Annotated in this window: 20 protein-coding genes; 5 read left to right on the forward strand and 15 right to left on the reverse strand. The window is 50.5% G+C overall.

Features of this window, described 5'->3' with window-relative positions; translation table 11 throughout:
* Nucleotides 1-6: 6 nt before the first annotated feature.
* Nucleotides 7-2364 carry a xylulose 5-phosphate 3-epimerase gene (locus ACGHTT_RS03755; protein ID WP_390593601.1) on the forward strand — a complete coding sequence of 786 codons (2358 nt, stop codon included), beginning with the start codon at nucleotides 7-9 and terminating at the stop codon, nucleotides 2362-2364.
* 83 nt (nucleotides 2365-2447) lie between these two features.
* Here the strand turns inward: ACGHTT_RS03755 and ACGHTT_RS03760 are convergent, their stop codons facing one another.
* From ACGHTT_RS03760 to ACGHTT_RS03780, 5 genes are all read right to left on the reverse strand, one after another.
* The gene (locus tag ACGHTT_RS03760) at nucleotides 2448-3365 is read right to left on the reverse strand and encodes a universal stress protein (protein ID WP_390593602.1); all 918 of its coding nucleotides are present in this window, start codon (nucleotides 3363-3365) and stop codon (nucleotides 2448-2450) included.
* Between the two features lie 16 nt (nucleotides 3366-3381).
* A complete protein-coding gene (locus ACGHTT_RS03765; protein ID WP_390593604.1) occupies nucleotides 3382-6078 on the reverse strand; it encodes a cation-translocating P-type ATPase in 2697 nt (898 codons plus the stop codon).
* Nucleotide 6079: 1 nt separating this feature from the next.
* Nucleotides 6080-7693 carry a Na/Pi cotransporter family protein gene (locus tag ACGHTT_RS03770; protein WP_390593605.1) on the reverse strand — a complete coding sequence of 538 codons (1614 nt, stop codon included), beginning with the start codon at nucleotides 7691-7693 and terminating at the stop codon, nucleotides 6080-6082.
* A 12-nt stretch (nucleotides 7694-7705) separates the two neighbouring features.
* Nucleotides 7706-9109 carry an MBL fold metallo-hydrolase RNA specificity domain-containing protein gene (locus ACGHTT_RS03775; protein WP_390593606.1) on the reverse strand — a complete coding sequence of 468 codons (1404 nt, stop codon included), beginning with the start codon at nucleotides 9107-9109 and terminating at the stop codon, nucleotides 7706-7708.
* Nucleotides 9110-9424: 315 nt separating this feature from the next.
* Nucleotides 9425-10327 (reverse strand): LysR family transcriptional regulator, encoded by a 903-nt coding sequence (locus tag ACGHTT_RS03780; protein ID WP_390593607.1) that lies wholly within the window; start codon nucleotides 10325-10327, stop codon nucleotides 9425-9427.
* 122 nt (nucleotides 10328-10449) lie between these two features.
* Here ACGHTT_RS03780 and ACGHTT_RS03785 point away from each other — a divergent pair, with 122 nt between their 5' ends.
* Both ACGHTT_RS03785 and ACGHTT_RS03790 read left to right on the forward strand, forming a co-directional pair.
* A complete protein-coding gene (locus ACGHTT_RS03785) occupies nucleotides 10450-10836 on the forward strand; it encodes a DoxX family protein (protein ID WP_390593608.1) in 387 nt (128 codons plus the stop codon).
* Between the two features lie 43 nt (nucleotides 10837-10879).
* Nucleotides 10880-11683: a DODA-type extradiol aromatic ring-opening family dioxygenase gene (locus ACGHTT_RS03790; protein WP_390593610.1), complete on the forward strand. Its 804-nt coding sequence runs from the start codon at nucleotides 10880-10882 to the stop codon at nucleotides 11681-11683.
* Here ACGHTT_RS03790 and ACGHTT_RS03795 read toward each other — a convergent pair.
* The 4 genes from ACGHTT_RS03795 to ACGHTT_RS03810 all read right to left on the reverse strand — a co-directional run bounded on the left by ACGHTT_RS03795 (nucleotide 11646) and on the right by ACGHTT_RS03810 (nucleotide 14596).
* Nucleotides 11646-11981: a chaperone modulator CbpM gene (locus ACGHTT_RS03795; RefSeq protein ID WP_390593611.1), complete on the reverse strand. Its 336-nt coding sequence runs from the start codon at nucleotides 11979-11981 to the stop codon at nucleotides 11646-11648. The genes ACGHTT_RS03790 and ACGHTT_RS03795 overlap by 38 nt on opposite strands.
* Complete coding sequence (locus ACGHTT_RS03800) at nucleotides 11978-12889, reverse strand: DnaJ C-terminal domain-containing protein (protein ID WP_390593613.1); 912 nt, start codon at nucleotides 12887-12889, stop codon at nucleotides 11978-11980. The genes ACGHTT_RS03795 and ACGHTT_RS03800 overlap by 4 nt, the downstream gene beginning before the upstream one ends.
* 219 nt (nucleotides 12890-13108) lie before the next feature.
* A complete protein-coding gene (locus ACGHTT_RS03805; RefSeq protein WP_390593614.1) occupies nucleotides 13109-13720 on the reverse strand; it encodes a PEP-CTERM sorting domain-containing protein in 612 nt (203 codons plus the stop codon).
* 324 nt (nucleotides 13721-14044) lie between these two features.
* Nucleotides 14045-14596, reverse strand: coding sequence for a TMEM165/GDT1 family protein (locus ACGHTT_RS03810; protein WP_390593615.1), 552 nt, complete (start codon nucleotides 14594-14596; stop codon nucleotides 14045-14047).
* A 214-nt stretch (nucleotides 14597-14810) separates the two neighbouring features.
* Here ACGHTT_RS03810 and ACGHTT_RS03815 point away from each other — a divergent pair, with 214 nt between their 5' ends.
* Complete coding sequence (locus ACGHTT_RS03815) at nucleotides 14811-15647, forward strand: sterol desaturase family protein (RefSeq protein ID WP_390593616.1); 837 nt, start codon at nucleotides 14811-14813, stop codon at nucleotides 15645-15647.
* Nucleotides 15648-15777: 130 nt separating this feature from the next.
* Here the strand turns inward: ACGHTT_RS03815 and ACGHTT_RS03820 are convergent, their stop codons facing one another.
* From ACGHTT_RS03820 to pepN, 6 genes are all read right to left on the reverse strand, one after another.
* Nucleotides 15778-17235, reverse strand: a complete 1458-nt coding sequence (locus tag ACGHTT_RS03820; RefSeq protein ID WP_390593617.1) for an amidohydrolase family protein — start codon at nucleotides 17233-17235, stop codon at nucleotides 15778-15780.
* Between the two features lie 88 nt (nucleotides 17236-17323).
* The gene (locus tag ACGHTT_RS03825) at nucleotides 17324-18388 is read right to left on the reverse strand and encodes a helix-turn-helix domain-containing protein (RefSeq protein ID WP_390593619.1); all 1065 of its coding nucleotides are present in this window, start codon (nucleotides 18386-18388) and stop codon (nucleotides 17324-17326) included.
* Nucleotides 18389-18517: 129 nt separating this feature from the next.
* Nucleotides 18518-19117, reverse strand: coding sequence for an acyloxyacyl hydrolase (locus ACGHTT_RS03830; RefSeq protein ID WP_390593621.1), 600 nt, complete (start codon nucleotides 19115-19117; stop codon nucleotides 18518-18520).
* 394 nt (nucleotides 19118-19511) lie between these two features.
* A complete protein-coding gene (locus ACGHTT_RS03835; RefSeq protein ID WP_390593622.1) occupies nucleotides 19512-20138 on the reverse strand; it encodes an NAD(P)H-binding protein in 627 nt (208 codons plus the stop codon).
* Entirely contained in the window at nucleotides 20135-20701 is a 567-nt protein-coding gene (locus ACGHTT_RS03840) for a cob(I)yrinic acid a,c-diamide adenosyltransferase (protein WP_390593624.1), read from the reverse strand. Before ACGHTT_RS03840 ends, ACGHTT_RS03835 begins: the two co-directional genes overlap by 4 nt.
* 129 nt (nucleotides 20702-20830) lie before the next feature.
* Entirely contained in the window at nucleotides 20831-23449 is a 2619-nt protein-coding gene (gene pepN, locus ACGHTT_RS03845; protein WP_390593625.1) for an aminopeptidase N, read from the reverse strand.
* A gap of 214 nt (nucleotides 23450-23663) precedes the next feature.
* On the opposite strand from pepN, the gene ACGHTT_RS03850 reads away from it, so the two are divergent.
* Nucleotides 23664-24704 (forward strand): AraC family transcriptional regulator, encoded by a 1041-nt coding sequence (locus tag ACGHTT_RS03850; protein ID WP_390593626.1) that lies wholly within the window; start codon nucleotides 23664-23666, stop codon nucleotides 24702-24704.
* The last annotated feature ends 97 nt before the right edge of the window (nucleotides 24705-24801 follow it).

The following is a 24801-nucleotide window of genomic DNA, read 5'->3' on the forward strand; positions in this document are numbered from 1 at the left end:
ATCTCTATGCAAGATATAGCACAATGGCAGCAGGGTAGTGGTGTTATCGTTCATCGCAGCGAAACGGTAGCGCGTATAGATGCGTTGATGACGCGCTTAGGAGAGCAGACGTTAATGGATGTCGTGGAGATCCCTCGGCTTCTAATGGCCGCAGATACATTGTGCAATATGGGCCTTTGGCTCACCGCCCATATGACTTATGCGAAACAAGTGTATTTAGATGGCCGCACTCTAACGGCAGATGACTTTAAGCTTGTGCCGGAAGGCCATACGGGTGGTGCACTTAATATGGTGCCAGCCTATGTTGGCTATCTATTGGCAAATGCGATTAGCGGTAAAACCCGTGCTTGGATGATGGGCCAAGGGCATTGTGTCGCGGCGATAGATGCGGTGAATGCGCTAGTTGGTAACCAGGGCTTAGAGCAAGCCGAGCGCTACAAACTAAGTGACACAGGTTTGTCTCAGTTATGCCAAGATTTTTACAGTTATGCCATCGATGGTCGAGGGCGGCCTGCAGCGCCATTGGGAAGTCATGTAGGCCCTTATACGGCGGGTGGAGTCAGCGAGGGAGGTTACCTTGGTTTTGCTGAATTGCAGTACGTGCATATGCCGCTTCCTGGTCAGGAGCTGGTCACTTTTTTAAGCGATGGTGCTTTCGAGGAGCAGCGAGGTAGCGATTGGGCGTCCCGTTGGTGGCGCGCAGACGATTGTGGTTTAGTTATGCCAATTATGATTGCCAATGGGCGCAGAATTGATCAGCGCTCAACGCTAGCGCAAATTGGTGGTGTGGATTGGTTTAAGCAGCACCTTACGCTCAATGGCTTTGAGCCGATTACCATTGATGGTCGAGACCCAGCCGCTTTTGCTTGGGCCATTATTTCCATGGCTATGGATCTGGAAGAAAAATCCAACGCTATCGCGAGAGGCGAGCTCGACTACCCTGTGCGTTTACCTTATACCATTGCGGAAACCATAAAAGGTTTTGGTTTTCCTGGTGCCGGCACTAATGCAGCACATAATTTACCGTTATCAGCAAGCCCTGCGCTCGATACAGATAGCCGTGCAATCTTTAATGCGGGTGCGCAGGCGCTGTATCAAGACCAAACGCAATTGATGAGCGCTGTGGCCTGTCTCAATAACCATGCCCGCAAAAATCGCGTGTCGGAAAAGTCACATTGTTTAACAGCTATCGCGACACCTTGCGTGAATTTTCCAGTGCTTGAGGATATTGCGGTTGGGCAGGTTGTCGCACCCATGGAGGCTATCGATCACTGGTTTTCATCCTTGGTGATAGCGAACCCGGCGTTGCGCGTGAGGGTGGGTAACCCCGATGAGATGCGCAGTAATAGATTGAATAAAACGTTAGACCTGTTGGCTCATAGAGTCACCGCTCCCGAAGCTGGTATCGCAGAGCGGTTAGATGGCTCTGTGATCACGGCGTTAAATGAAGAAGCCGTGATTGCGGCTGCCTTGGCCAACAAGCAAGGAATAAATATGGCCGCAAGCTATGAAGCATTTGCGGTAAAAATGTTGGGAGCTATGCGCCAAGAAATTATATTTAGTCGGCATCAAAAGGAGGTGGGCCAAGAGGTAAATTGGTTGGCGGTACCTGTACTGTTGAGTTCGCATACTTGGGAAAACGGCAAGAATGAGCAGTCTCATCAAGATCCTACGCTGTGCGAAGCTTGGCTTCAGGAAATGTCGGATGTTGCGCCGGTTATCTTTCCTTGTGATGCCATGTCGGCAATGTATGCAATGCAATCAGTTTACCATCGGCGGGGTGCTGTAGCGGCGATGGTCGTACCAAAAAATAAGATGCCCAATTTACTCGACGCAGCGCAAGCGCGACAGCTCACACGGGACGGCGCGCTGCTATTGGAATCAGAAGGAAATGCTGCGATCCAGCTCTTAGCGGTGGGCGCGTACCAGTTGCACAGTGCACAACGGGCGGCTCAACGGCTGAAGGATCACGGTGTCGGCTACAGTTTGGTTACCATAAGTGAACCGGGTAAATTTCGCATACCTCGCGATAGTCACGAGGCTGTGTGTGTGCATTCAGAAGATCGCATCGAGCAGATTATTCCAGCAGCAAAATATAGAGTGTTGATTTCTCATACCCATGCTGAGCCGATGATTGGTGTATTGCGCCCGCTCGATCTTGGGCCGTCAGCAACGACTGTATTGGGCTATAAGAATAGAGGGGGTACTTTAGATACCTTTGCAATGCAATTTGCCAATGGGCAAACCTGGGCGCATGTCGTGTTGGCCTGCGCCTCGCTATTAAACATGGCGCCCGAGTCATTGCTCTCGCAGGACGAAATGGCAGCCTTGGCAGGTGAGTTGCCGGCTCGGCTATTACAATAGTCTGGCAACATAGTTGAAGCAAAATGCCGCATCGTTAAGGTCCAACGTTGCGGCATTTATGTGAGAAGAATTTATAGATCTAACTAAGCCTTCTTGTTGGTGAGTTTTACGAGGAGCAAAGCACAGGGTAAATTTCGTAACAGTTCTTCCGTTGTGCTACCGAGTAAAAAGTTTGTTAAGTGTGATTTATTGGTGGCGCCAACAATCAATAAATCTAATTTTTTACTACTAGCATAGTCCGTTAGGGCGTCTTCCGGATTACCCAAAATCTGAATGGTGTCTGGCGTTTCTATGCCGGCAATGGCCGCTAGCTTTCTCAAGGTTGTGTCGTTTTCATGGGCGATGCCGCGCTCCCAATCTGCCCTATCCTTTTCTGCTATCTCGCCGTGCGAGAAGGTGTTCAGCATATTGATGATGGCGTCGGTGTAGCAGGTAATCAATGTTAATCGGCTGTTAAATTGATCACTGAGGGCTGCGCCCACCTTGGTTAGTGCGGCTGCCATACTGGACTCTAAAGCCTCCTGCGGGTCTCTACTAAGTGCCACGCCAAAACGTTTCGGACTTTGCGTGATTACTTGATCAGGTCGTAAGAACAGCATCGAACACGGGCAATGTTTAGCGAGAGCCATGTCTGTCGATAGAAAATCGAACAATCCTGACTTTATTGATTTTTCTTTAATGACCAGAGAAAAACCTTCTCGATTAACCTTTGTGGCAATAGCGTCCGTCAACTTTGCAACAGCGGTAAAACTGATTTTAACGGAAACACTGGCTGGTGTCAGACTGGCTCGATCGAGTGCCGACGCTAACCTGCTTTGAACATCGGATCTTAATGTGTCTTTAAATGCCTTCTTATAATTTTCCAATGCTGTCGGTATTTCAGGTTCGGCAACAAATATTTCCAGTGTTGCTCCAAGTTTCTTTGCAATACTGAGTGCACTTGTGATTGCGTTCTCTTCGGTCGGGCTGTTTGTGCTAATAAAAAGAATGTTTGAGTACATAGCTGACTCCCAATTTTCATAAGGTTTTTTTACTGGTGAACTTTCGGACCACATACTTTTCGATTTCTACGATGAATATGATCAATACCGCAACACTGGCAATACTCAACCAGTGTTGCGGGGTGAGCGGGCTGATGTCGAAGAGTCTTTGTGATACAGGTAGGTAGGTAAACGCTGTCTGTGCCAACATGACGCTTATTATCGCCATGATGGCGGGCAGACTGCCGACGTGGGCTTGGCTCGTAAAGAGGCTTGAGTGCATAAATCGGCAGTTTAACAGATAGAAAGCCTCAATCATCACCAGTGCATTGACCGCTACTGATCGAGCAGTTGCTAGGTCTGCATGTTGATTGTAGTGATAATGGAATAACCCATAAACAATGGCAGCGGAGGCAAAGCCCACCACAATAATTCGGCTCAATAGTTGCGGGGTGATTAAGCCTTGGTTGAGTTTGCGAGGCCCGTGTTGCATCTGGCCCTTTTCAGGCCGTTCAAAGGCAAGCGCCAAGGCCAGCGTGATGGCGGTGATCATATTAACCCAGAGAATCTGTACCGGGGTTATGGGTAAAAGCCCATTGAGCGCGATGGCGATGACTATAATGGCGGCTTCCGCAACATTGGTTGGCAAGATGAACAGTATGGATTTTACGATGTTGCTGTACACCGTTCTGCCTTCCGCAACGGCTTGGGTGATGGTGCTAAAGTTATCATCGGTTAATACGATATCTGCCGCTTCTTTGGCCGCATCTGTACCGCGTTTACCCATGGCAATACCAATGTTCGCCTGCTTTAACGCGGGTGCATCATTAACGCCATCGCCAGTCATGGCAACCACATGGCCAACAGACTGCAAGGCCTGAACTAACTGCAGTTTATTGCTGGGGCTAGTGCGAGCAAAAATATCGGTGTTTTGGGCTGCATCCAGTAGCTGCTCCGCCGACATGGCATCTAGGTCGGCGCCGGTTAGAACCGAGCCGTGTTGTAGTCCCAGTTCAGTGCCAATAGCCAGCGCGGTGGTAGGGTTATCACCCGTGATCATCTTGATACGAATGCCTGCAGCGTGGCAGGTATTAATACTGGCTATTGCCTCTGGTCTGGGTGGATCACTGATACCCACTAGGCCAAGAAACGTTAGCTCAGCATCTACGTCACTATGCTCGAGATTTCGAGCAAGAGGTGGCATGTTTTTATAGGCCAAAGCCATAACACGCATCCCCTTTTCGCCCATTTCCGCCATGGCTTGGTGCCAGTATTTTGGTTCGAGTGGTACTACGCCATCGGCGCTAAGTTGTGTGTTAGCACGTTGCAATATGCGCTCCGGCGCGCCCTTTATCGCTAATAGAACATCACCAGTCGAGCTCGCGTGTAACGTGACCATGTAGCGTTTTTCTGTATCAAAGGGCAATTCATCCGTACGCGGACCTACTGGCATGGAGGCATGCAGCTTTAACGCCAAAACTAATAAGGCGCCCTCTGTAGGGTCGCCGTGTAATTCCCATTCACCGCCGGTTTCAGTGACGTTTGCGTCATTGCAATGGCGTGCGGCCCACAAAAGTTGCTCCAGCGCTGGATCGCTTAACGCGGTTAATGCATGCTCGGAGTTGGCGATACGAATATCACCAAAGGGGCGATAGCCTTCTCCGTGTACATCGTATTGTGCGTTGGCGGTAACGATCGAGCGCGCGGTCATGGCGTTGGTGGTTAATGTGCCGGTTTTATCTGAGCAAATTATGTCGACGGAACTGAGTACTTCAACACTGGGTAGGCGTCGCACCAGTGCATGTTGCCGCGCCATGATTTGCACGCCGATCGCCAACGCGATGGTAACTATCGCAGGTAGACCTTCTGGTATTGAGGCGACTGCGATACCAATGGCCGCTTGAATAACATCCATCGCTGCCATGTTTTGAATAAAAACGCCGTACAAAGTGATGGTTGTGGCCAGCAATAAGATAGCAACGGTCAGCTGTCCGGCAAATTTTTTAAGTTGAATTTGCAGTGGCGTGGCGGTTAACTGTGCGCTTGTAACTAAATCCCCGATGGTGCCCAGCTCAGTGCGTACACCTGTGTGCCAGACTAACGCCTTTGCTGTGCCATAGGTGACCATTGTTCCCATGAACACCATATTTCGTTGATCAGCTATGGGTTGGTTTTCACTGAGGCTTGCAACTTGTTTGCTGACGGGTTCCGATTCACCCGTGAGTGCCGATTCATCACAGCGTAGATCCTTGCAATAGATCACCCGCGCATCGGCAGGTACGCGATCTCCGGCTTGCAGAAAAATGATGTCTCCCGGCACCAGTTGGGTGCTGTCGATGCTAAGGTTGCTGTTGGCTCGAATGACATTGCAGCGAATTTTTGACATAGACATGATGGCGCGAAGTGCTTGTTCAGCTTTGCCTTCCTGAACGAAACCTACGATGCCGTTAACCACGATAACGGCAAGAATAACGCCGGCGTCTACGAGATGACCGAGTAGCAAACTTGCGCAGGCACTGGCAAAGAGCACGTAGATTAATACATTGTGAAATTGGGCAATAAAACGCTTCCAGGCGCTTCTCTCAGCCCGCATTGGTAGTTGGTTTAAGCCGTATTCTTGGAGCCTTTGTTGTGCATCCGCTGCGTCTAATCCTGTTTCCCTACTAGCAATCTGGGCTAGTGCTTGCGTCGTACTGAGCGCGTATGGACTGATAGTTGTCTGAGGGGCTGGCATATCATATCTGCTCGGCGAGTTTGTCGGGGCTAGGAGCCTTGTCCTGATCTTCGTCTTTAATCCGAAGTAATTGTTGCAATGCGTCGGAGGCTTGAATTAATTGTTCGGCGAAGCGACGTGTAAAGCTTGCCTCAGTTAAGGCTGCATCGGTTAGATCAATGGAGTGCTTGCCTTGGGTGGCTGACTGGATAAGATGTTGTTTCAATATTTGGTAGTCGATTTTAATTGTACTAAACATGTCTTTTGCATCGTTGCTGCTTAAGCTTGTTGTGTTCTCTAGCCAATGTTCCACTTGCGATTGCCATTGAGCCAGGTGCTCAGGCGCTTCAGGTGAAACTCGTTGAATAATTCTGTGTTGCTCTAGAACATCTGTCATGGCTCTGCAAGCATAATTGATGTGATGGCCAGCACTTAAGGCCGCCGCAAGCAGCCCTCCTTGTGATTGTGCCAGTTCAGCTTTCAGTGCCGTCGCAATGAAGTCGTTCATGTGTTGAACACGAGTCTCGATTTCCGCGATTAATTTAGGTGTGTTACGGACTTCCTTGTTGGTCAGTAATCGCTTCGAATGATTGAGTAGCTCGGTAATTTCCAATGTCACTGCTCTAACCGCGAGGTCTGGAATGGCTGCGACATTGCTATCTAGATGCGAGCTCTTTTTGGAAGTACTTTTATCCTGGAAATGTTGTAGTAGCCAGTGCGAAAGATACTTTTCTAGGGGCCAGATAAGTAGTAGGCCCAGCACGTTAAAAGCCGTGTGAAATAACGCAAGTAAAATGGTTGGTTCCTGACTTAACCCTATTGCTTCGCTTGTGTGGGTAATGAGCCACCAAAAAATCGGTAAAAATGCCAGCGCTACGGCCGCCGTGAGTAGGTTGAACACGACGTGTGCCGCAGCTAGGCGTTTGGCATTCGGTGTTGCGCCCAATGTTGCGAGTATGGCTGTTGATGTGGTTCCTACATTGGCACCGATGACGGCGGCGGCAGCAACTTCCAAGCCCAGTACGCCACTTGCGACAGCGGTTAGAATGATAACGATAGCTGCACTTGACGACTGAGTCAGGATGGTGAGTGCTATACCAATCAGCAAGGCAACAATTGCGGGATTACCTGCCTCGTTCAGCAGCGCGGTGACATCGATGCTTTGTGCAAGGCTACTGAAGTTCTCTTTTAAAAAATCAATGCCCAAAAATAGCAGGCCAAAGCCCGCTATAGCCATACCGAGCGAACGGCCACGTTCGTGTGGCGCAAATAGTCTGAGCATAGCGCCCACACCGACAAGCGGAAAGGCGAAGGCATCAATTTTAAAGCTAAAGCCAAAAAAGGTAACGATCCATGCAGTAAAAGTCGTGCCGACATTGCTGCCAAAGACGACCCACATAGCTTGATAGAAGCTGAGCAGCCCCGCATTGACGAAACCAATAACGGCAACGGTAACAGCGCTGGATGACTGCACCAGTGCCGTAATGCCAATGCCCGTAATGAGCCCCCGTTGACGGCTCGAGGTCCAGCGCCCAAGCAAGTGTTCAAGTGCTTGGCCGCCTGCAAGCTTTAAGCCCTCAGTCATTAGCCACATGCCTAACAAAAACAGGCCGAGCGAGCCGAACAGATTTAGCATGAAGCGAGGTCCTTAGAAGGCAAAACTTTGACGAAGTGCAGGAATCGTGGCGCTGATGCCTTTCTCGGCATAGAGCTTTTCTGCCAAAGCATCTTGTGCCTCTGGTTCGCCGTGTACTAAAAATATTTTCGGCTGATTTGAAAAGCTGGCCGCCCAGTCGACGAGCGCCGCTTGGCCGGCGTGGGCTGAAAAACCACCGATAGTTTCAATGCGGGCGCGAACCATGAATTCATCGCCAAACAGTTTTATTTTTTTCATGCCGTCTACCAACATGCGCCCCAGTGTGCCTCTTGCTTGAAATCCGGCAAAGATAATGGTGGTGCGCTTATCCCAAATGCGATGTTTGAAATGATGGCGAATGCGCCCTCCAGTACACATGCCGCTACCGGCAATAATCAGTGCGCCACTTTTAATACGGTTGATGGCCATGGATTCTTCCGATGAAACAGAGGCTATCAAGCGAGGTAAAAAGTCTTTTAGAAACGATTGGTCTCGTTCACACAGGGCTTTTACATCGTCACAATCCATCGTGTGTAGCCAGCGGTCGTATACCTTAGTGACTTTTATCGCCATGGGGCTGTCTAGAAAAATTTGCCAACCATCCAACTTTCCTTCTTGATGCATTCTGCCTAAATAGAATAGAAACTCTTGTGTGCGGCCAACGGCAAAGGCTGGAATAAGTATATTGCCGCCCGCTTCCCAAGTGTCGTGCAGAACCTGTTCGAGCTGTAGGATGGAATCATCCATGGTGCGGTGATCTCGGTTGCCATAGGTGCTTTCCATGAGCACAACATCCGCGTCTGTGAGCAGTGAGGGGTCTTTCATCAGCGGTGAATCTTTTTTACCTAAGTCACCGGAAAAAACCACGCGTTTTTGCTGGCCGCGTTCATTGATATCTAATTGCACAATGGCTGAACCAAGGATGTGACCCGCGTCATGCAGTGTGACGGACAGGTGGGACTTTATTTCTGTTGCTTGGCCATAGGCAATGCCTCGGCATAGGCCGAGTACCGTTTTCACGTCGTCTAGGCTATAGAGTGCTTCTACCGTCGGTTGGCCACGGCGTTCGCGCTTGATGTTTTCTCTTTCGAGATCGCGCATGTACAACCCCGCTGCATCGTCTAGCATAATTTCCAGCAGCTCAGCCGTTGCTTTGGTGCAGTAAATCGGGCTGTTAAAGCCTGCGTGCACAAGCATGGGCAGCAGGCCTGAGTGATCGAGATGGGCGTGGGACAGTACCAACGCGTCTATTTCTGAGGGCTCAAACAGAAACTGTTCCGTTGGCAGCCTCTCAATAGCGTCGCCGCCTTGATGCATGCCGCAGTCTAGCAATATGTTGCCGGCGCCAGGTACGGATACTAAGTGGCATGAGCCAGTGACTTCCTGTGCTGCGCCTAAGAATTTGATGGTAGCCATAGTGATTCCTGTTGTGATGGGAGCTACGTTTAGTAAAACCTGTTTCACCTTTCCTCATGATGATCTCTGTCAATCAATATCGGCTTAGCTGCCACTTTATAGGTATAAGGTCAAAACTGAACATGGGTGCTTTGGTCACGCGGAATATGGTTATTTTTCCTCCTACAGAAGGGCGCACTAGCTGATTGGAATAAAGTTACATCGCCTGACTAAGTTAGGAGTCGTAGCACAAAGCCACCGCGTATCACTGGGTTGACAGCAATCGATTGTTTGTTGTGTTGTGCTACTGAAGTGAATTGCTTGTCAGCTTCAGTTCTATCTTTCCCAACGTGAATTATCGGCAAAATAGGTAGCCAGAAAATCGATAAAAACTCTCACCCTTTGTGCGACAAATCGGCTCGACGGATAAACAACATAGAGTGCGCGTTCGGGCAATGTGTATTCGGGCATTAACACGTTTAATTTGCCTTGCTTTATATCTTGCCAGCAAATAAAGCGTGGTGAGCAAGCTATACCAAAGCCTTGAACCGCCATGGCATTGAGAAAATCGCCGTTGTTGGCCTTGAGTTTCGACACCCAATTTATTTGATGTAGGGTTTGATCTGGTGCCGTTAACCAAAGTGCATCGGCGCTACTGCCTGCATAGTGTAGCAGCCGGTGCTGTTTTAATTGTTCAGGATCTGTCGGTGTACCTGCGCGTTCAAGATAACTCGGCGATGCGACTAGGCATAAACTGACAGGTGCCAATTTGCGTGCTCTTAGGCTTGAATCCGCGAGCTCGCCAATTCGCAGTGCCAGATCCACCCCAGTCTCAATTAAATTCACGAAGCGATCGGAGAGGTCCAGCTCAATGGCAAGCTCTGGGTGTAACTTGCTGAACTGCTCGATAACGGGTGCCAAATGGGCGACGCCGAAGGACAGGGGCGCCGCAATGCGCAATGTGCCTCGCAATTGCTGGTCTTGTAGATTCACCGATGCCTGTAGTTCGGCGCTGGCATCGAGTACTCGCAAGGCTTGTTCATAACAGCGTTGACCGGCTTCGGTAAGGTGCCATTTGCGCGTGGTGCGGGCGATTAATCGGCTACCCAAGCGCGATTCCAGATCTGCTAGGCGCCTGCTGACCACCGATTTTGCCAACCCCAGTTGATCCGCTGCGCGGCCAATACCACCGGCTTCGGCAATGCGGACAAAGTTTTCAAGTTCCTCAAGCTGGCCCATTATTGTTCCATATTCAGCAATTATTAATTGCAATTAGGCCTGTTTATTTACCTATAAGCAATAACTACACTGCTGTCCATGGCATAGCCATCTAACAAACCTTTAATTTTCGGAGCAAGATCATGGATCAATTCACGCGTTATTTCTCACCGCTTGGCCGCGCGTTGCTGGCGCTTATTTTTGTGATGTCAGGCGTTGGCAAGATTAGCGCCTATGCCGGTACTCAGGGTTATATGGAAGCCTTTGGCGTGCCGGGTATGCTGTTACCGCTGGTTATTCTGGTAGAAGTTGGTGCCGGTTTGGCGCTAATGCTGGGTTGGCAGACGCGTTTAATGGCGTTTGCATTGGCGGGCTTTTCGGTGGTTTCCGGTTTGCTCTTTCACGCTAACTTTGCCGACCAAATGCAGATGATTATGTTTATGAAAAACCTATCTATCGCGGGTGGCTTATTGTTTGTTGTCGCCCAAGGCGCCGGCCACTACGCGCTCGATAATCGTCAGCGCATCTAAGATCACGCGGGGTTTTGCCCCGCTAACACGGTAGGTAAGTTGTATGACTAATTCAGCGTTTCCTATTGCGTTTGTATCTCACGGCGGTGGCCCTCTGCCCTTGATGGGCGATGTTGATCACCGTGAACTCGTAGACGCCTGTGTGCAATTGCGCCAACAGCTACCGGACACGCCCAGCGCGATTATCGTCATCAGTGCGCATTGGGAGAGTCGTGGCTTTGCTGTGACAGCGCAGTCAGCGCCACCGTTGTTGTTTGATTACGTGGGTTTTCCTGAGCGGACCTACCGCTATCACTATGGCGCCAAGGGCCATCCTGAATTGGCGCTTAAATTGCGGTCGGCTTTGGCGACAAAACACATAGCGCTGAGGCTGGATGCCAACCGCGGTTTTGATCACGGTGTGTTCGTGCCGCTGATGTTGATGTACCCAGAGGCGCAGATTCCTGTGCTTGAGTTATCGATTGATCGCGGTTTATCGGCGCGTGAGCATCTGATCTTTGGGCAGAAGTTAGCGGCGGTTTTACCGCCGGATGTGTTGGTGTTGGGCTCAGGCTTTAGCTTTCACAATCTACCGGCTTTTTTCGCACCAAAAAACACTAAGTCCGTCGCCGCTTGTGCCGACTTTAACGCTTGGTTAAACGACACCTTGGTTGACCCATCGCTCACTGCCGAAGCGAGGCTGAACCGACTCGATCATTGGAGTGATGCACCCCAGGCGCGCTTTTGTCATCCGCGCGAGGAGCATTTAATGCCATTGCTGGTATGCGTCGGTATGGCAAAAGCACCGGCGCAAGCCTTGTCCTTTTCTGTTATGGGTTATGGTGCTCAGCACTACCTTTGGCTTTAAGCAAGGCTAGTTCTTGCTTCAGCTCTGTGATCTGATCGAGCAGTTCTAAGGCGAGTGCAGCACCGGCGATATTAACGCCTAGATCTTGTTGGAGTCGATTGGCGCGCTTGACCTTGTTGATCGAGATGCTGGTAAAGCGCCAATGCTTTGGTGCTTGCCCTTGTGGTTCGATGACGCCGTGGTCAATTAACGCCTGTAAAAATTCGGCGCTGGCATTGGCCGCTTGGCACACTTCCGACAGTGTTAACGGCTGTTGTTCATCGAACCATTCTACAACGACGGTATCTTGATGGCTCATGAGGTAGCTCCCAGGTTGGCACGTGGGTTAAAAGGTGCGGCTTCAGCAAAAGCGGCATAGGCTTTTTTCTCAGCGTCACTGTGTGCGGGCGGCAGGGCAATTTGAATGACCACATAGAGATCCCCAGGTGATTTTGCCGGTATGCCCTGACCGGTGAGGCGCAACTTGCGGCCGTGGCTGGTGCCTGCGGGAATTTTCACATCGAGTTTGCCTGTAGGTGTAGGTATCTGTACTTTCGCACCTAGCGCGGCTTCCCAAGGGGTGACAGGTAAATCGAGAAAAATATCTTTGTCTTGGACGTGAAAATGTTTGTCTGGCCGGAAGCTTATCTCTAAAAATAGATCGCCAGCCTTACCGTTTCCGCGCGCGGCATAGCCTTGACCCGCTAGGCGAATATGCCCGCCTTGGTGAACGCCACGAGGTATTCTCACTTGTAAGGTCTTTGCTGTTTGCCCAATTTGCGTTACTGGGAGCGTTAGGTTTTTTATCGCCCCCGTGAATGAATCCAGTAAATCTATTTCGAGTCGCGCGTGAATATCTTGGCCTTGTGTTTGCGCGTGTTGAGCGTGGCCACCAAAGATACTGTCAAAAAAATCGCTAAATTGTGCGCTATCAGCACCCGTGTATTGGTCGCCCGATTCATTAAAGTTACGCTCCCAACCCGGTGGCGGCCGAAATTGCTCGCCCGCCTGTTGTTGCCGACTGAGCTGATCGTAGGCGGCCCTTTTTTCAGCGTCTTTTAGTACTTCATTGGCCTCGTTAACCGCTTTAAATTGCGCTTCGGCGTCCGGCTCTTTACTGACATCTGGGTGGTATTTTCGCGCCAGTTTTCGGTAGGCGCGTTTAATGTCGTCTGCGCTTGCATCTGGGGTTACACCGAGCACTTGATAGTAGTCTTTGAATTCCACCTGTTCGCTCCAAACTCTACAGTCCAGTGAAGAGTGTGCGCATATACAAACGGTTTGCCAATGATTTAGCGCAAGCAATGGCCGAAATTCCATTCGGCTCTGGTAAAGGTTCAGGGGGCATGAAAAAAGGCGCAATGATCAAGACGTCATTGAGCCTTTATTTGTGTAGCTATATACATCAGTCGCAGTTAAAAAAATCCGCTCTGCCTGTGTTAAAACTTAGTGTTGAATTCTACGTCTAGCCGCAGCTAAGAACAGCAAACCTAAACACAGTAACGCCAGTGGCGCCGGCTCCGGCACATCGGCAATGGTGATGCTGGTTCTGATCCACGCACTTTGGTCGGCATCGACAAAATTGTTGTCGGTGTAAATCCAGCTGGCATGGGTGCTAATACCGGCAATGGGGCCGCCCCAGATATTCGTGCCGTTGGTACCGTATTCGGTGGCGTTGCTGACAAAGGCACCGGTCGTGAAGTCGTAAATTTCCCACGCGGACGACGAAGAGTGAACTTGATCGCCCCACATGATTTCAGCAAGCAGCGCTGCGGGGTTGCCACCAGAACCACTACCTAAATTCACCACGTTCCACGCGAAATAGTGGGTACCTACACCAAGGTCCAAAACCAAAGAGTCCGCTGTTGGCCAATTATTGGCATTGGTTAGGCTACCGTAAGCGCCCCAGCCCGTACCGAAGGTGCAGCTACTGTCGTAGCACAAGCCGCCGTCGTTAATAATATTGTCTGCGGTCATGCTAACGGTTACCGGAATGGCGTGAGCACCGCTCGCTAACAGCAGTGACAATCCTAAGCTTGCGAGGAGTTTTTTAATCATCGTTAATCTTCCCTAGTTAGTCTGAATAAAGATCTCGGCGAGTACCGCCAACCTAAGTCGTTATTTGACTAGTTGAGCCCGCGTTGCATAAGGTTTCGACATTAGCTAGCCAGCTAAAATGAAACCTAGCAGTTAACAGTTAATTGAAAGCATAAGTCCTGAAGCACAAATCGTGCCTCGACACTTTTTTTATTTAATACAGGAGGTTAGGGGTGTCGCCGAATATTTTTTATGCGCTGATGTAAAGTTTCTCGACGAGCTGATAGGGGATGATGGTGCCGCTCTCGGGTCAATCCTGCGCACTAGGGAAGGCTGTTGGTGATGTTAGAGCATGATCCAAATGCCCACTAAGGCAAATACAATGGCCGCCACTGTACGCGCCGTTGCAAGGGGAATGATTTTCATGATGCGGTCGCCGGCGAGTACCACAGGCACATTGGCGAGCAGCATGCCTAAGGTGGTGCCGAGGGTAACCCAAACGATATGTTGAAACTCTGCGGCTAGGGCAATGGTCGCTATTTGGGTTTTATCGCCAATTTCGGCGAGAAAAAACAATACGGTCGAGACGATAAAGGCGCCATAGCGATCGAAGCGGTGGTCGGCTTCATCGGCCTTGTCGGGTACTAAAAGCCAGAGCCCGAGCGCAATAAAGCTTGCGCCCACGAGCCAATTACCCCAATCACTTTCCAGGTATTGACCTAGCCAAGTGCCAAACCAGGCGGAGGCAGCATGATTAAGTAGGGTGGCGACTAAGATACCGAGGATAATGGCAGGCTTATTGTGGAAGCGCACCGCTAACAGTAGCGATAAGAGTTGGGTCTTATCGCCAATTTCAGCCAGCGCAACAGTCAGGGTTGACGTCAGAAGAGCTTCCATAAAGAGGTCTTTCAGAGTTTGGTGTGTGGGCGGGCATTCTATAGAGGCAACCGTGTTTCAACAAATCAAACTGGCCACTGCTCAAGCAGGCTAAATAGGGGCATTGATGACGTGGCTTGGCTCTTCGCGCGGCGCTAGTGCAGGCGTCGGTGGATCATGCTTGCGCGACTCGGCAAACCTCAGTAAGTTTACCTTTCAAATGCGAAGGTGAGTGATGGATAAGATACTGAGCGTGTTGCAAGGTGAAGCCGACCTTTGGCTAAGAATTTTTATGATCGATACGCTGCGCTACCTATTGGGTGTCGGCGTGGTGTTGATTGTGTTGTTTGTGTTCTTTCGAAAATTTTCGCTCCAAAGGCGTATCCAAAAGCGCCGCGCCAGTATGGCCGACGTGCGCCGGGAAATTCTCTTTTCGCTATTGACCACGGCAGTCTATGCCCTTGTGGGCTTGTTTACGTTACGGGTTAAGCAAAGTGGCCACTCACTTATCTATATGGATGTGGCGGATTATGGCTGGTTTTATACCTTACTGAGCCTGCCTTTGGTGTTGATTGCCCACGATGCCTATTTCTATTGGGTACACCGGGCCATGCACCACAAAAGCTTGTTCAAAGCCTTTCATCGCTTGCATCACCTTTCGCGCACGCCAACGTCATGGGCGGCCTATAGTTTCGCGCCCGGAGAGGCGGTGCTGATGGCGGTCTTTATGCCGATTATTGTGGTTTTATTGCCCCTGCACGTGTCGATCATTTTTGCGTTTCTCACGGTCATGATTGTGCGCAACGCTATGGGGCATTCAGGTGTGGAGTTTCACCCAGCGTGGTGGGTCGATACGCCGTTAAATACCTTAACCACGCCAACCCACCACGATTTACACCATCAAAAATTTAATGGCAATTACGGTTTGTACTTCACTTGGTGGGATCGTTGGATGGGCACCGAGTTTCCTGATTATAAGGACGCCTTTAAATTGGCGGCCAGCGGCCATAGCGCGACTGCACCGGCGCGTTCATTTCAAACTGGCCTCGCCGTTGAGGAAGCGAAGCCCTAGGTGTTTGTCAAAATCCGCTTTTGACTAAACAAGCGCAACGTCATGCTGACATTGCGCGACTTCTCCCTGTTGGGTTTTGCATCCTTTTTCGCCCTTGCTCTCTACGCTCTGGGATTAGTGCAGTGCATAATCAATGCAAGCGCCGGCTCAAAATGTCTTCCAGTAATCGACCTAAACTCGGATACCAGTGGGATGGATTTTCGCCGCTCTTTGTTAGCCTTTCGAGTTCTGTCTGTGCCAACCAATGGCCTTGTTTTATGACCACTGACGGCGTTTGCAAAAACCTAACGTCCTCAAGTGGGTTGTTGGTGGTGAGTATTAAATCAGCAATTTTACCGACCTCAATACTGCCGTGATCGGCTTCTATCTTCATGGCCCGTGCGGCGTTGAGGGTGGCTGCGGCAATGACGCGAGCCGGTGTTAGCCCTGCCTGTTGCATGAGTTGCATTTCCTCATGGGTTGCCAGCCCCGCCGTCAAATATAATGTGCCCGCATCAGACCCCACCAGTAAGCGAATACCGGCGCGGTCTAATTCGTGCACGATAGTGAGCAAAAAAGCGCGCTCTTTAATATTCCAGTCGGCTTGTTCTCGGTTAGCCTCGAGCCAGCGATTGACAGCATAGAGTTCATTGAGCTTGCGAAAGAAGGGATTAAATCGTGCGAGTGGCAAGGTATTGACGAAGGCCTGCTTCTTATCGCTTAGCTCCGTTAGCTGATTAAAGGTCGCTAGCGTCGGCGTAATGGTTGGACTTATCTGCTGCAGCTCCGCGATTATTTTGTCCAGCAGCGCCTGGTCGAACTGGTAGTTTAGCGGCCCCTGAAAAATATCCTCCACATGCTCCAGTGATTGCAAGCCCGCCAACGCCTGCACGGGTAAATCGGAGAATTGATATGGGCCGTGCTTGGCTACGCCTATGTTGGATGCCTTGGCCTCGGCGAGTACGGCTAGCAAGACATCATCGGCGAGGTAACCATAGGCTTTGATGAGATCGTAGCCCATGGCTTTGTAGCGTTTTACCAGCGCGCGAGCCTGGTTTGGACTGTGCACTACTTGTTGCATGGCGTGGGCATAGCGAGGGCCGTCTAAAACCGGCGAGGCGGTATACAGGTCAGCGCCAAGCCATTGTTGCTGGCGCAATTCTTGTCGCCAACGTAAATGCATCGGCTGGCCTCGTAGGTTGCGCACGGAGGTGACTCCATAGGCCAAGTTAAGGAGTAAATCCTTGCGGTCGTACACATGCACATGCATATCTGTAAGACCGGGTGTGGCGTAGCGTCCGGCGCCATCGATTATTCTTAGCGCCGTGGCCGCACCTGCGGGCTGGATATCGGTAATTCGTCCGGCGCTGAGGGTGAGCTGCTGATGCTGCCTGAGCTTACCGGTCGTCACATCGACAATGTGCACATTGTCTAACACATAGCTCTCTGGTTCGGGTACGGGCGGTAAATCGCTCGGATACTCGAGCCAGGCGGCGGGAATTGAGCCGAGAATTAACAGCGCTAGCAGCAAGGTCAAGCTGGCGCCGATGATAAAACCGCGTTTCAACAACTGGCGAGTGGAGGCTGAAAAATAAGGTGTAGGAAGCATGGCGGCTGGCCCTCGGTGATTGAAATGAGTGGCCAGCTTAGGGCGCCCTAGGGCAGTAGGCGTTCGCAATCACGCTTGCGGACGCGATTTAGTCGGACCCAGTGTCCAGGGTTTGCAGATATTGGCTTGGCGTGAGGCCGCTCTGGTTTTTAAAGGCGTTGTTAAAGGCGGTTTTGGAATTAAAACCGGCCATCAGCGCTAGGTCGAGCAAATTGCCCCGTTGCTCGGATGTTTGGCTCAGGGTGGTTTTTACATAATCGACGCGAAGACCATTGATGTAGTCACTAAAATTCTTGCCGCTGCCTTTATTGATGGCGCTAGAGATGTCTCGCACCAGCAGTCCTGTGGTGTTGGCCAGATCCTGGAGCGACAATCGCGGTATTTTAAACAGCGCCTGCTGTTTGACGGCGTGATCAATCTGTTCGAACAATTGTTTTTCAAGCGCGCTATCGCTTTCCGCTGTGACGGTATCTTGCACACAGGTTTCGAAATAGTTCAGTTGGTCGAACAGAGCGGGTTGTCGCAACGCCAGAAAAATAGTCGTCACAAAGGTGGCGAAAACGCCGCTAAGGTGTAGTAAATACCACAGGTTGCGCGCTGTGTATTCAACAAAGGGCTGGCTGTTAAGGCGCACAATGTCGTTTATGCCAAGCAGGGCGAAGGCCAGCATAATTTTTACCAGCCAGGCCAATTGCAAGGATGCAGGGTCGGATTCCATAGCCTGCACACCACGGTGATAGCGCGTTAGTAAAAAGTAGGCGGCAATGCCATAGGCCAACAAACTGACCGAGCCAAGCGCGAGCACGCTTTGTGTGTTGGCGGTAAAAGGTAGGGCGAGCAGCGCTGGTAAGAAATGCACGAGTGCGCGCGCCTGCCAAGCCTGATTGAAGACCAGATGTTGAATGAACAGGTAAAAAGCTGGGCCAGTACATAAGCTGAAGACAGGCGTGATGAGATATTGCTGGCGCCACATACCGGTCTCTTCGGAGAAATTAAATAGCATGAGCACGGCTTCTAACACCAGTAGCAGGCTTAAACCGCGAAAGCGTGGCTTGTGCCATAGCAGCGTAGTGGCAAATAAAAGTGTAAATGCCGCAACGAGCTGTAGCATATTGACGGGTGCGAGGCTGTAGTGGCTAACGAGGGCAGTCATGAGCGGCTTGAGGGTCTAGTGGCTGAGTTTGCTAATTAAACGCGATTCGGTAAGTGTTGTTAAGCCTATTGGGTAAGTGGGGCGCTCGCTGTTGGTTTTTACCGCCAAGCCCATGAATGGTTGTTTTGATTAGATACGACCCCCCAAGGTTAATAACACTAACGCATCAATGCCGTCATTGGGTGAGCCGAGTCTGGCGTTGGAGTAGTGCCGGTAGGCAATATTAGCCAGCCAGCGGTTGCCCGTGCCAAAGTAAATACCGAGCCCTAACTGTGATTGAAAGACAAAGTGATTGGCCTGTCTTCGCTCACCTAATTGGGTTTCGCTCAAATAGGTAGGGCCTAAAGTGCGCACATAAAAATACGGCTGGCTATTGCCGAGTTTCGGAAGTGCTAAGTTGAGTTGTGGGTAGATCGAAAATGCAAGCATGCGCTTGTGTTCGTCGGTATTACTGGTTAGTTGTGCCACCCCAGTACCAATAAATAAGCTTTGTTTTTCCGTAAAAATGTGGCGATAGACATGCAGGTCGATACCAACCGCAGTATTTTTTTGATGTTCCGTGTGTGGTTGTTTGCCACCGCCGGCGTAGAGCATTAGCTCAAGGTTTTCGCGAGCAGCCTCGGGCGCTGGGCTCGCCTCGCCGGACAATGTTACGCTCACGCAGCTGATGAAAAGCGCGGTGGAGAGTGGCGCGCTGGCACGCGGCCAACAAAACGGCAATAGGGTCATAGGTGTTATGTTTCCGAAAAGCGGCTAAGGTCTAAGCGCCGATGTATTTTACGTTAGCGTAATTGCATTGAGCGCCAGCCGCAACTTGCCGTTGTGAGTACCGAGTCGGTCACTAACGCTAATAGAACCACCTGCACCTCCATTTGTGCGCTGGTGCTATTGATTCAGCACCGAGTTTATTGATTCTCAATGCTCGGTCTCGATGAGAAAGTGTTTAGTGAAACCCTCATCGGCAAAGGCTTCATCTAAGGCTTTACGCTGTTGCAACTCATCTTGCTTATCCATGAGCAAACTCCACTGCTGAGTGTCATCGTTTGCTAGCAGTTTACTCAGTGGCAGCGAGCGAGATTGACGTGGATTATCACAGTGTCAATAAACATAAAATTAAAAATAATTACAGCAAATGTTCCGACTCGATGATGTGCACGCCAGGCATGGGTTCGACCACGGCATGCAGTAGCGCTTCGGCGATCGCTGTTGGCGTCACAGGGCGGTAGCGTTTGGGTATCAAGGGTTTAAAAATAGCTGCAAACCAAAGCCCGAGCTGCTCGCCAATTCTTGCTTGTGTGCGTTGGGTGTTGATCAGCGATGGGCGCACAATCGTGAAACTGTTGAAATTCAATGCGGCAATCCCTTGCTCTACCTCGGCTTTGGTATTGAGGTAGAAGTTTTTACCGCGCTTAGCGCCTAGAGACGAGTTGAGTGCGAAACTATTGGCGCCGAGAGAGCGCGTTAGTGTGGCAATAGCAAGGGGAAGATCTCGATCGACATAGGTAAACGCTTGCTTCGAACCCGCTTGCTTAATCGTGGTGCCGAGCGCACAAATCACAGCATCGACTCGCCAATAGTCTGCGGCTGTGTCTAACGGCGTAAACTGTGTAACAGGGTTGGTGAGCTTGGCGTGCTCGGCTAAAGGCCTTCTGCTCGGAGCAATCACTTGATCTATTTTTGGGTGCTTGAGCGCTTGTGCTATTAGCGCCGAGCCCACGGCGCCGGTAGCGCCTAAAATAAGGAGTTTCATTGACCGTGTTGCCAGAGTACTTCGCTGCCGCCATTGCGTCTCGCAATAACGCGCGCCGCGACAAAAAGAAAATCCGACAGCCGATTGATATAACTTGCCAGCGCGGGTCTAACGCCGGGTATTTGGCTCGGACTATCGGCGGCGGCCAGCTGGGCAATCACGCGCTCGGCGCGTCGGCTAATAACCCGTGCTTGATGGCAAACAGCGGCCGCGCGCGAGCCACCGGGCAGAATGAAATCTTTTAGCATCGGCAAGTCTTCGTTAAGTTGATCGAGCCATTGCTCCAACTCGGTAACATGTTCAATTTTAATAAGCTCATAGTCAGGTAGGCAAAGTTCGCCACCGAGATCAAACAACCGGTGTTGAATGCGGGTCAGCCAGGGTTGCAAATCATCGTCTACTGGGAGCTCGGTTATGAGTAAGCCGATTGCACAATTGGTTTCGTCGACATCGCCAATGGCGTGCATGCGGATATCGTATTTGGCAATGCGCACCCCGTCGCCCAAACCGGTACTGCCGTCATCACCGGTGCGGGTGTATATTTTCGAAAGCCGGTTGCCCATAGTGACCTCTGTAATTTAGTTAATTTTTGGCGAGTGTGAATAATGATCGCCTCTATAATGGTTTGTCTATATAACAGAAAGGCACCCATTAGGTGCCTTTCTGTTACTACATTTAGCTTGTTGTTAAGCCTAATCTAATTTGAGCTGCACGGCTACACAGCGTTGCTCTGCCTGAGAATTTTTCAGAATAACTTTTTGAACTGATTTGGCCAGGCCTTCGGCATCGGCGAGCTGTAAATATTGCGCTTGTGCCTCAGTGGAACATTGGCGCGGCAGGATAGCCGAGGCTAATACCGATTGTAACGCCGGCTCCTGTTTGCCGGTCATGGCCAATAAGGTGGCAATAACTTCCTCTTGCAAGGCTAGATTGAGCGCGTGTTGTTCCAGTGGAAACAGATTGAATAAAATGCCGCGCAACTCGGTGAAGGCGTAGCGAGTATCTGGGTCCGCCACTTCTTCTAGCCACTGTTGTTTGATGGCGATATCAGGCGCTTGCGCTTCTGCTTCTAGGCGGCGTATTTTCCCGGCTGGGTCTTGTGCGCTTAAACTGTCCAACCAACGCGTTGCCTTGGGTGCCTGCTCGCGCACGAGGCTGCCTGCGAGTGCCCAGGCATCATCATTGCTCAGTGACTTTTGTTCTAAGATTTTTTGTGCGTTGGCGAGCTGGGCTTTAGTGTGTAAATAATTGACCCATTGTTTAAACCAGGTGCGTTTTAACGCCCTGTTTTCCGTTTGGTAGCCCGCCCACGCCATCGCTTCTAGCTTATTACGGTAGTATTTTATTTGTTTATCGGACACGTCGCGCACAAAGGTGCGAAGTACTAAATAGCTATAGGCTGTGTCGACATTGGCGTTAATGGTACCGATTAACGATGTATTGGTTTGGCTGGGCAGGAAGCTGAGCGCCAAATCTAAAAACTCGGTTGCAGCTAGTTCGCCGTCGATAACAGATTCCCATAGCGCGCGCCAAATCAAGCCCTGTTGTATGGGGTCGGTAAAGGTATTGATGTGTTTTTTCAGATAGTCGACCGATGCTTGGTCAAATAAAATGCGGGCGAAGGTGTAATCTGATGCGTTGAGTAACACAAAGGCCGGGCAGTCTAGATCAAGCGCACTGGGTTGTTTGGTCGCTGGACCCTCGATGTGAATATCGATAAGTTGCTTTTTCCCGCTCGCTGAAATCAGTAATGCGTCGAGCTTGTGTTGACGCAGAGCGCCGCTCACATTAGCCGGTGATTGGCTGACGGTGAATTGCGACACTTTATTGTTGCTACAGTTAAATTCTGCCTTCAGTGCGTTTACGCCGCTCTGCTCTAGCCACGCTTGGCTCCACTGTGACAGGTCTTGTTGCGAGACTTCACTTAATGTGGCGAGCAAGTCAGATAGCCGTGCGTTTCTCCATGCAAAGCGTTGAAAGTGCTGCGCAATGGCGCGCTGAAAGGTTGCCTCGCCAATCAGGTGTTTTAATTGAATTAAGGTTGCCGCACCTTTGGCATAGGTGATGCCGTCGATACTAGCCATGACCATTTCAGTATTGGCAATGTCTTGTACGATAGGGTGGGTTGTTATCCATTGATCTTCGCTGTAGCCCCAGCTTTTTCGGCTGGTGGAAAAACTTTGCATGGCCTCTTTATATTCTGTCGCTTCGGCGGTGGCAAAGTTACCCATGAGGTCGGCAAAGCTTTCGTTCAACCAAATATCGTCCCACCAGGTCATGGTGACTAGGTTGCCAAACCACTGATGTGCCAATTCATGCATGACAACCACAGCCATGCGCTGGCGGTCAGCGCGGGTTTTTTCTCTACGCGGTTGCAAGTTTTCGGTAAAGGTTACTGCGCCGACATTTTCCATGGCGCCAAAAACGAAGTCGGGTACGAGCAATTGGTCGAATTTTTTAAAGGGGTAGGGGAAGCCAAAGTAATTGTCGAAAAAGTCGAGCCCTTGCCGGGTAACGGTAAACCATTCTTCCACGTCTACGTATGCTTGATAACTCTGTCGGGAAAACAGCCGTAAGGGAATGCGAAAATCTTTGTCTTCCCAAACTTTGTAGGGCCCTGCATGGAGAGAAAAAATGTAAGTGGAAAATAAATCTGTTTCGGGAAAGCTCCAGCGCTTGCGATCATTGGATAGATCTTCGATGTTCGATTCGCGCGTGGCGCTGATCACTTGCCAGTGGGCCGGCGCGGTGGCGGTCAAAATATAGGTCGCTTTCAAGTCCGGTTGGTCGAAACCGGGGAAAACTTTGTTGAAGTGGTAGTCTTCAAATTGGGTAAATAAATAAACCTTGCCGTCCTCTGCATCTTGCGACCAATGCAAGCCTGAGCCGTCGCGTCGATAGGGGTGGGTGTAATTAATTTTTACCGTTTGGGGGCCGGTGCTCAATGCGCTTGCTGGCAGCGTGATATAGAAACCGTTGTGATGCACCTTGATGGCTTTGCCATTAACTTCCACGCTGTCGACGCTACCGTCGACAAAATCCAAGGTCAGGGCTTTGCTCGCATCGCTCAGATTGAATTGGATTTCTGCCTGGCCGGTGAATGGGGTGTTTTGTTCCGGCAAATCCAAATGCAGGCGATAGTGTACATCGCTCACCCGTGCCGAGCGCTCCATGGCATCGACTTTGGTCAGGTAGCTGGTTGCGGGGCGCGAGGTTGCGATATCTGTGGCCTGATGCGCGCAGCCGCTGAGTAGCAGCGTGCCGAGGCTAAGCCCGATACAGACGGTTTGAAAAAGCGTGTTAAATGTCATGTTGGCAATCTTCATCATTGGCGTTATTTAGACGGCTTACTCACACAGACCCACTTTCATTAAAAGTGGCGCCGCCGGCGGATAGGTTCAATTTCACACCCACAAGACGAATAGTCGGCAGCTTTAAACAATGATTCTGGCCCGTCTGATAAACTCTTCGTCGCACAAACGGTATGATTCACCCTAGGGGTAATCACGCAATGGTGGAGTTTTCGTGGCAACAATCGGTACCCATTACATAAAAAGCGCCTTAGGTGGTGCTAAAGCTCGGGGTTTGGATCCGCGCGCGCTGTTGCGTATGGCCCGTATTCCCGAGCGCCCGCTAAAAGACCCGAAAGCGCGTATTCACGTCGATCACGTGGCCAAGCTGTATTTTGGTATCGCCAAGGCGTTGAATGATGAGTTTATGGGCTTTACTGAGCGGCCGATTAAATTGGGTACCTTTGCCATGATGGCCGAGTGGGCATCCACCGCGGAAACCCTTGAGGATTTACTGCGTCGCGGCATTCGTTTCTACAATCAAATTACCGATGAGTTGCAAATGTCGTTGGAGTACGAGGGCGAGCATGTCTACCTCACCACGGTATTCAAGCGCCCCGAGTTAGATTTCGAGCACTTCTATATCGAGTATTGGCATGTGATTTGGCATCGCTTCGCCAGTTGGTACATAGGCAAGCCTATTAAGTTAGTTGGTGCTTATATCAATTACACGCCTATCGATGCGCAAGAATTTCAGCTCTTGTTTCGCTGCCCCACCCACCTTAAAAGCAAGGTTAATCGCTTGGTGTTTCACCGCAGTTATTTATCCCAACCCTTGGTGAAAAGCTGGCGTGAACTGCGAATTTTTTTACGTCGTGCACCCATCGATATGCTCACCATCCCCGGTGAAGATACCAGTTTAACCGGCCGTATTAACCAAATGTTGCAGGGTAAGCCTGGCCAAATACTGTCCCTGCCCACGGCCGGCGAGGTGGCGGCATCGCTGAATATTAGCGAGCAAACTTTGCGCAGAAGGCTAACCGAGGAGGGCATTAGCTACCAACAAATTAAAGATAATTTACGCAGTGATTTAGCCGCGGAGTTGTTGAGTAATCGCAGTTTATCCATTGCTGATGTAGCGCGCTTGTTGGATTTTTCCGAGCCTCGCGCTTTTACTCGGGCGTTTAAAGATTGGCAGGGTAAAACCCCGCGTGAGTTTCGTAACGATCACGCCGCCAGAGGCGCCATGATTATTCCCGAGCATTTACAGGGCTAGCGTGACCTCGCCACAACACACGCAGCTTTCTAATTCAGTCTTCTATTTATATGGGCTCTATCTCATTCTGTCTCACCACGCTGGCGTTGTGGGGGCT

This window comes from Simiduia litorea (genome assembly GCF_042853465.1).
GTDB lineage: Bacteria > Pseudomonadota > Gammaproteobacteria > Pseudomonadales > Cellvibrionaceae > Simiduia > Simiduia litorea.

Bases quoted from the DNA above. Each gene is read 5' to 3' on its own strand.
- ACGHTT_RS03820 (WP_390593617.1), bottom strand. From the start codon at position 17,235: ATGCTTCCTACACCTTATTTTTCAGCCTCCACTCGCCAGTTGTTGAAA.
- ACGHTT_RS03755 (WP_390593601.1), top strand. From the start codon at position 7: ATGCAAGATATAGCACAATGGCAGCAGGGTAGTGGTGTTATCGTTCAT.
- ACGHTT_RS03765 (WP_390593604.1), bottom strand. From the start codon at position 6,078: ATGCCAGCCCCTCAGACAACTATCAGTCCATACGCGCTCAGTACGACG.
- ACGHTT_RS03835 (WP_390593622.1), bottom strand. From the start codon at position 20,138: ATGAAACTCCTTATTTTAGGCGCTACCGGCGCCGTGGGCTCGGCGCTA.
- ACGHTT_RS03785 (WP_390593608.1), top strand. From the start codon at position 10,450: ATGGATCAATTCACGCGTTATTTCTCACCGCTTGGCCGCGCGTTGCTG.
- ACGHTT_RS03795 (WP_390593611.1), bottom strand. From the start codon at position 11,981: ATGAGCCATCAAGATACCGTCGTTGTAGAATGGTTCGATGAACAACAG.
- ACGHTT_RS03760 (WP_390593602.1), bottom strand. From the start codon at position 3,365: ATGTACTCAAACATTCTTTTTATTAGCACAAACAGCCCGACCGAAGAG.
- pepN (WP_390593625.1), bottom strand. From the start codon at position 23,449: ATGACATTTAACACGCTTTTTCAAACCGTCTGTATCGGGCTTAGCCTC.
- ACGHTT_RS03810 (WP_390593615.1), bottom strand. From the start codon at position 14,596: ATGGAAGCTCTTCTGACGTCAACCCTGACTGTTGCGCTGGCTGAAATT.
- ACGHTT_RS03780 (WP_390593607.1), bottom strand. From the start codon at position 10,327: ATGGGCCAGCTTGAGGAACTTGAAAACTTTGTCCGCATTGCCGAAGCC.
- ACGHTT_RS03840 (WP_390593624.1), bottom strand. From the start codon at position 20,701: ATGGGCAACCGGCTTTCGAAAATATACACCCGCACCGGTGATGACGGC.
- ACGHTT_RS03790 (WP_390593610.1), top strand. From the start codon at position 10,880: ATGACTAATTCAGCGTTTCCTATTGCGTTTGTATCTCACGGCGGTGGC.
- ACGHTT_RS03815 (WP_390593616.1), top strand. From the start codon at position 14,811: ATGGATAAGATACTGAGCGTGTTGCAAGGTGAAGCCGACCTTTGGCTA.
- ACGHTT_RS03770 (WP_390593605.1), bottom strand. From the start codon at position 7,693: ATGCTAAATCTGTTCGGCTCGCTCGGCCTGTTTTTGTTAGGCATGTGG.
- ACGHTT_RS03775 (WP_390593606.1), bottom strand. From the start codon at position 9,109: ATGGCTACCATCAAATTCTTAGGCGCAGCACAGGAAGTCACTGGCTCA.
- ACGHTT_RS03825 (WP_390593619.1), bottom strand. From the start codon at position 18,388: ATGACTGCCCTCGTTAGCCACTACAGCCTCGCACCCGTCAATATGCTA.
- ACGHTT_RS03830 (WP_390593621.1), bottom strand. From the start codon at position 19,117: ATGACCCTATTGCCGTTTTGTTGGCCGCGTGCCAGCGCGCCACTCTCC.
- ACGHTT_RS03805 (WP_390593614.1), bottom strand. From the start codon at position 13,720: ATGATTAAAAAACTCCTCGCAAGCTTAGGATTGTCACTGCTGTTAGCG.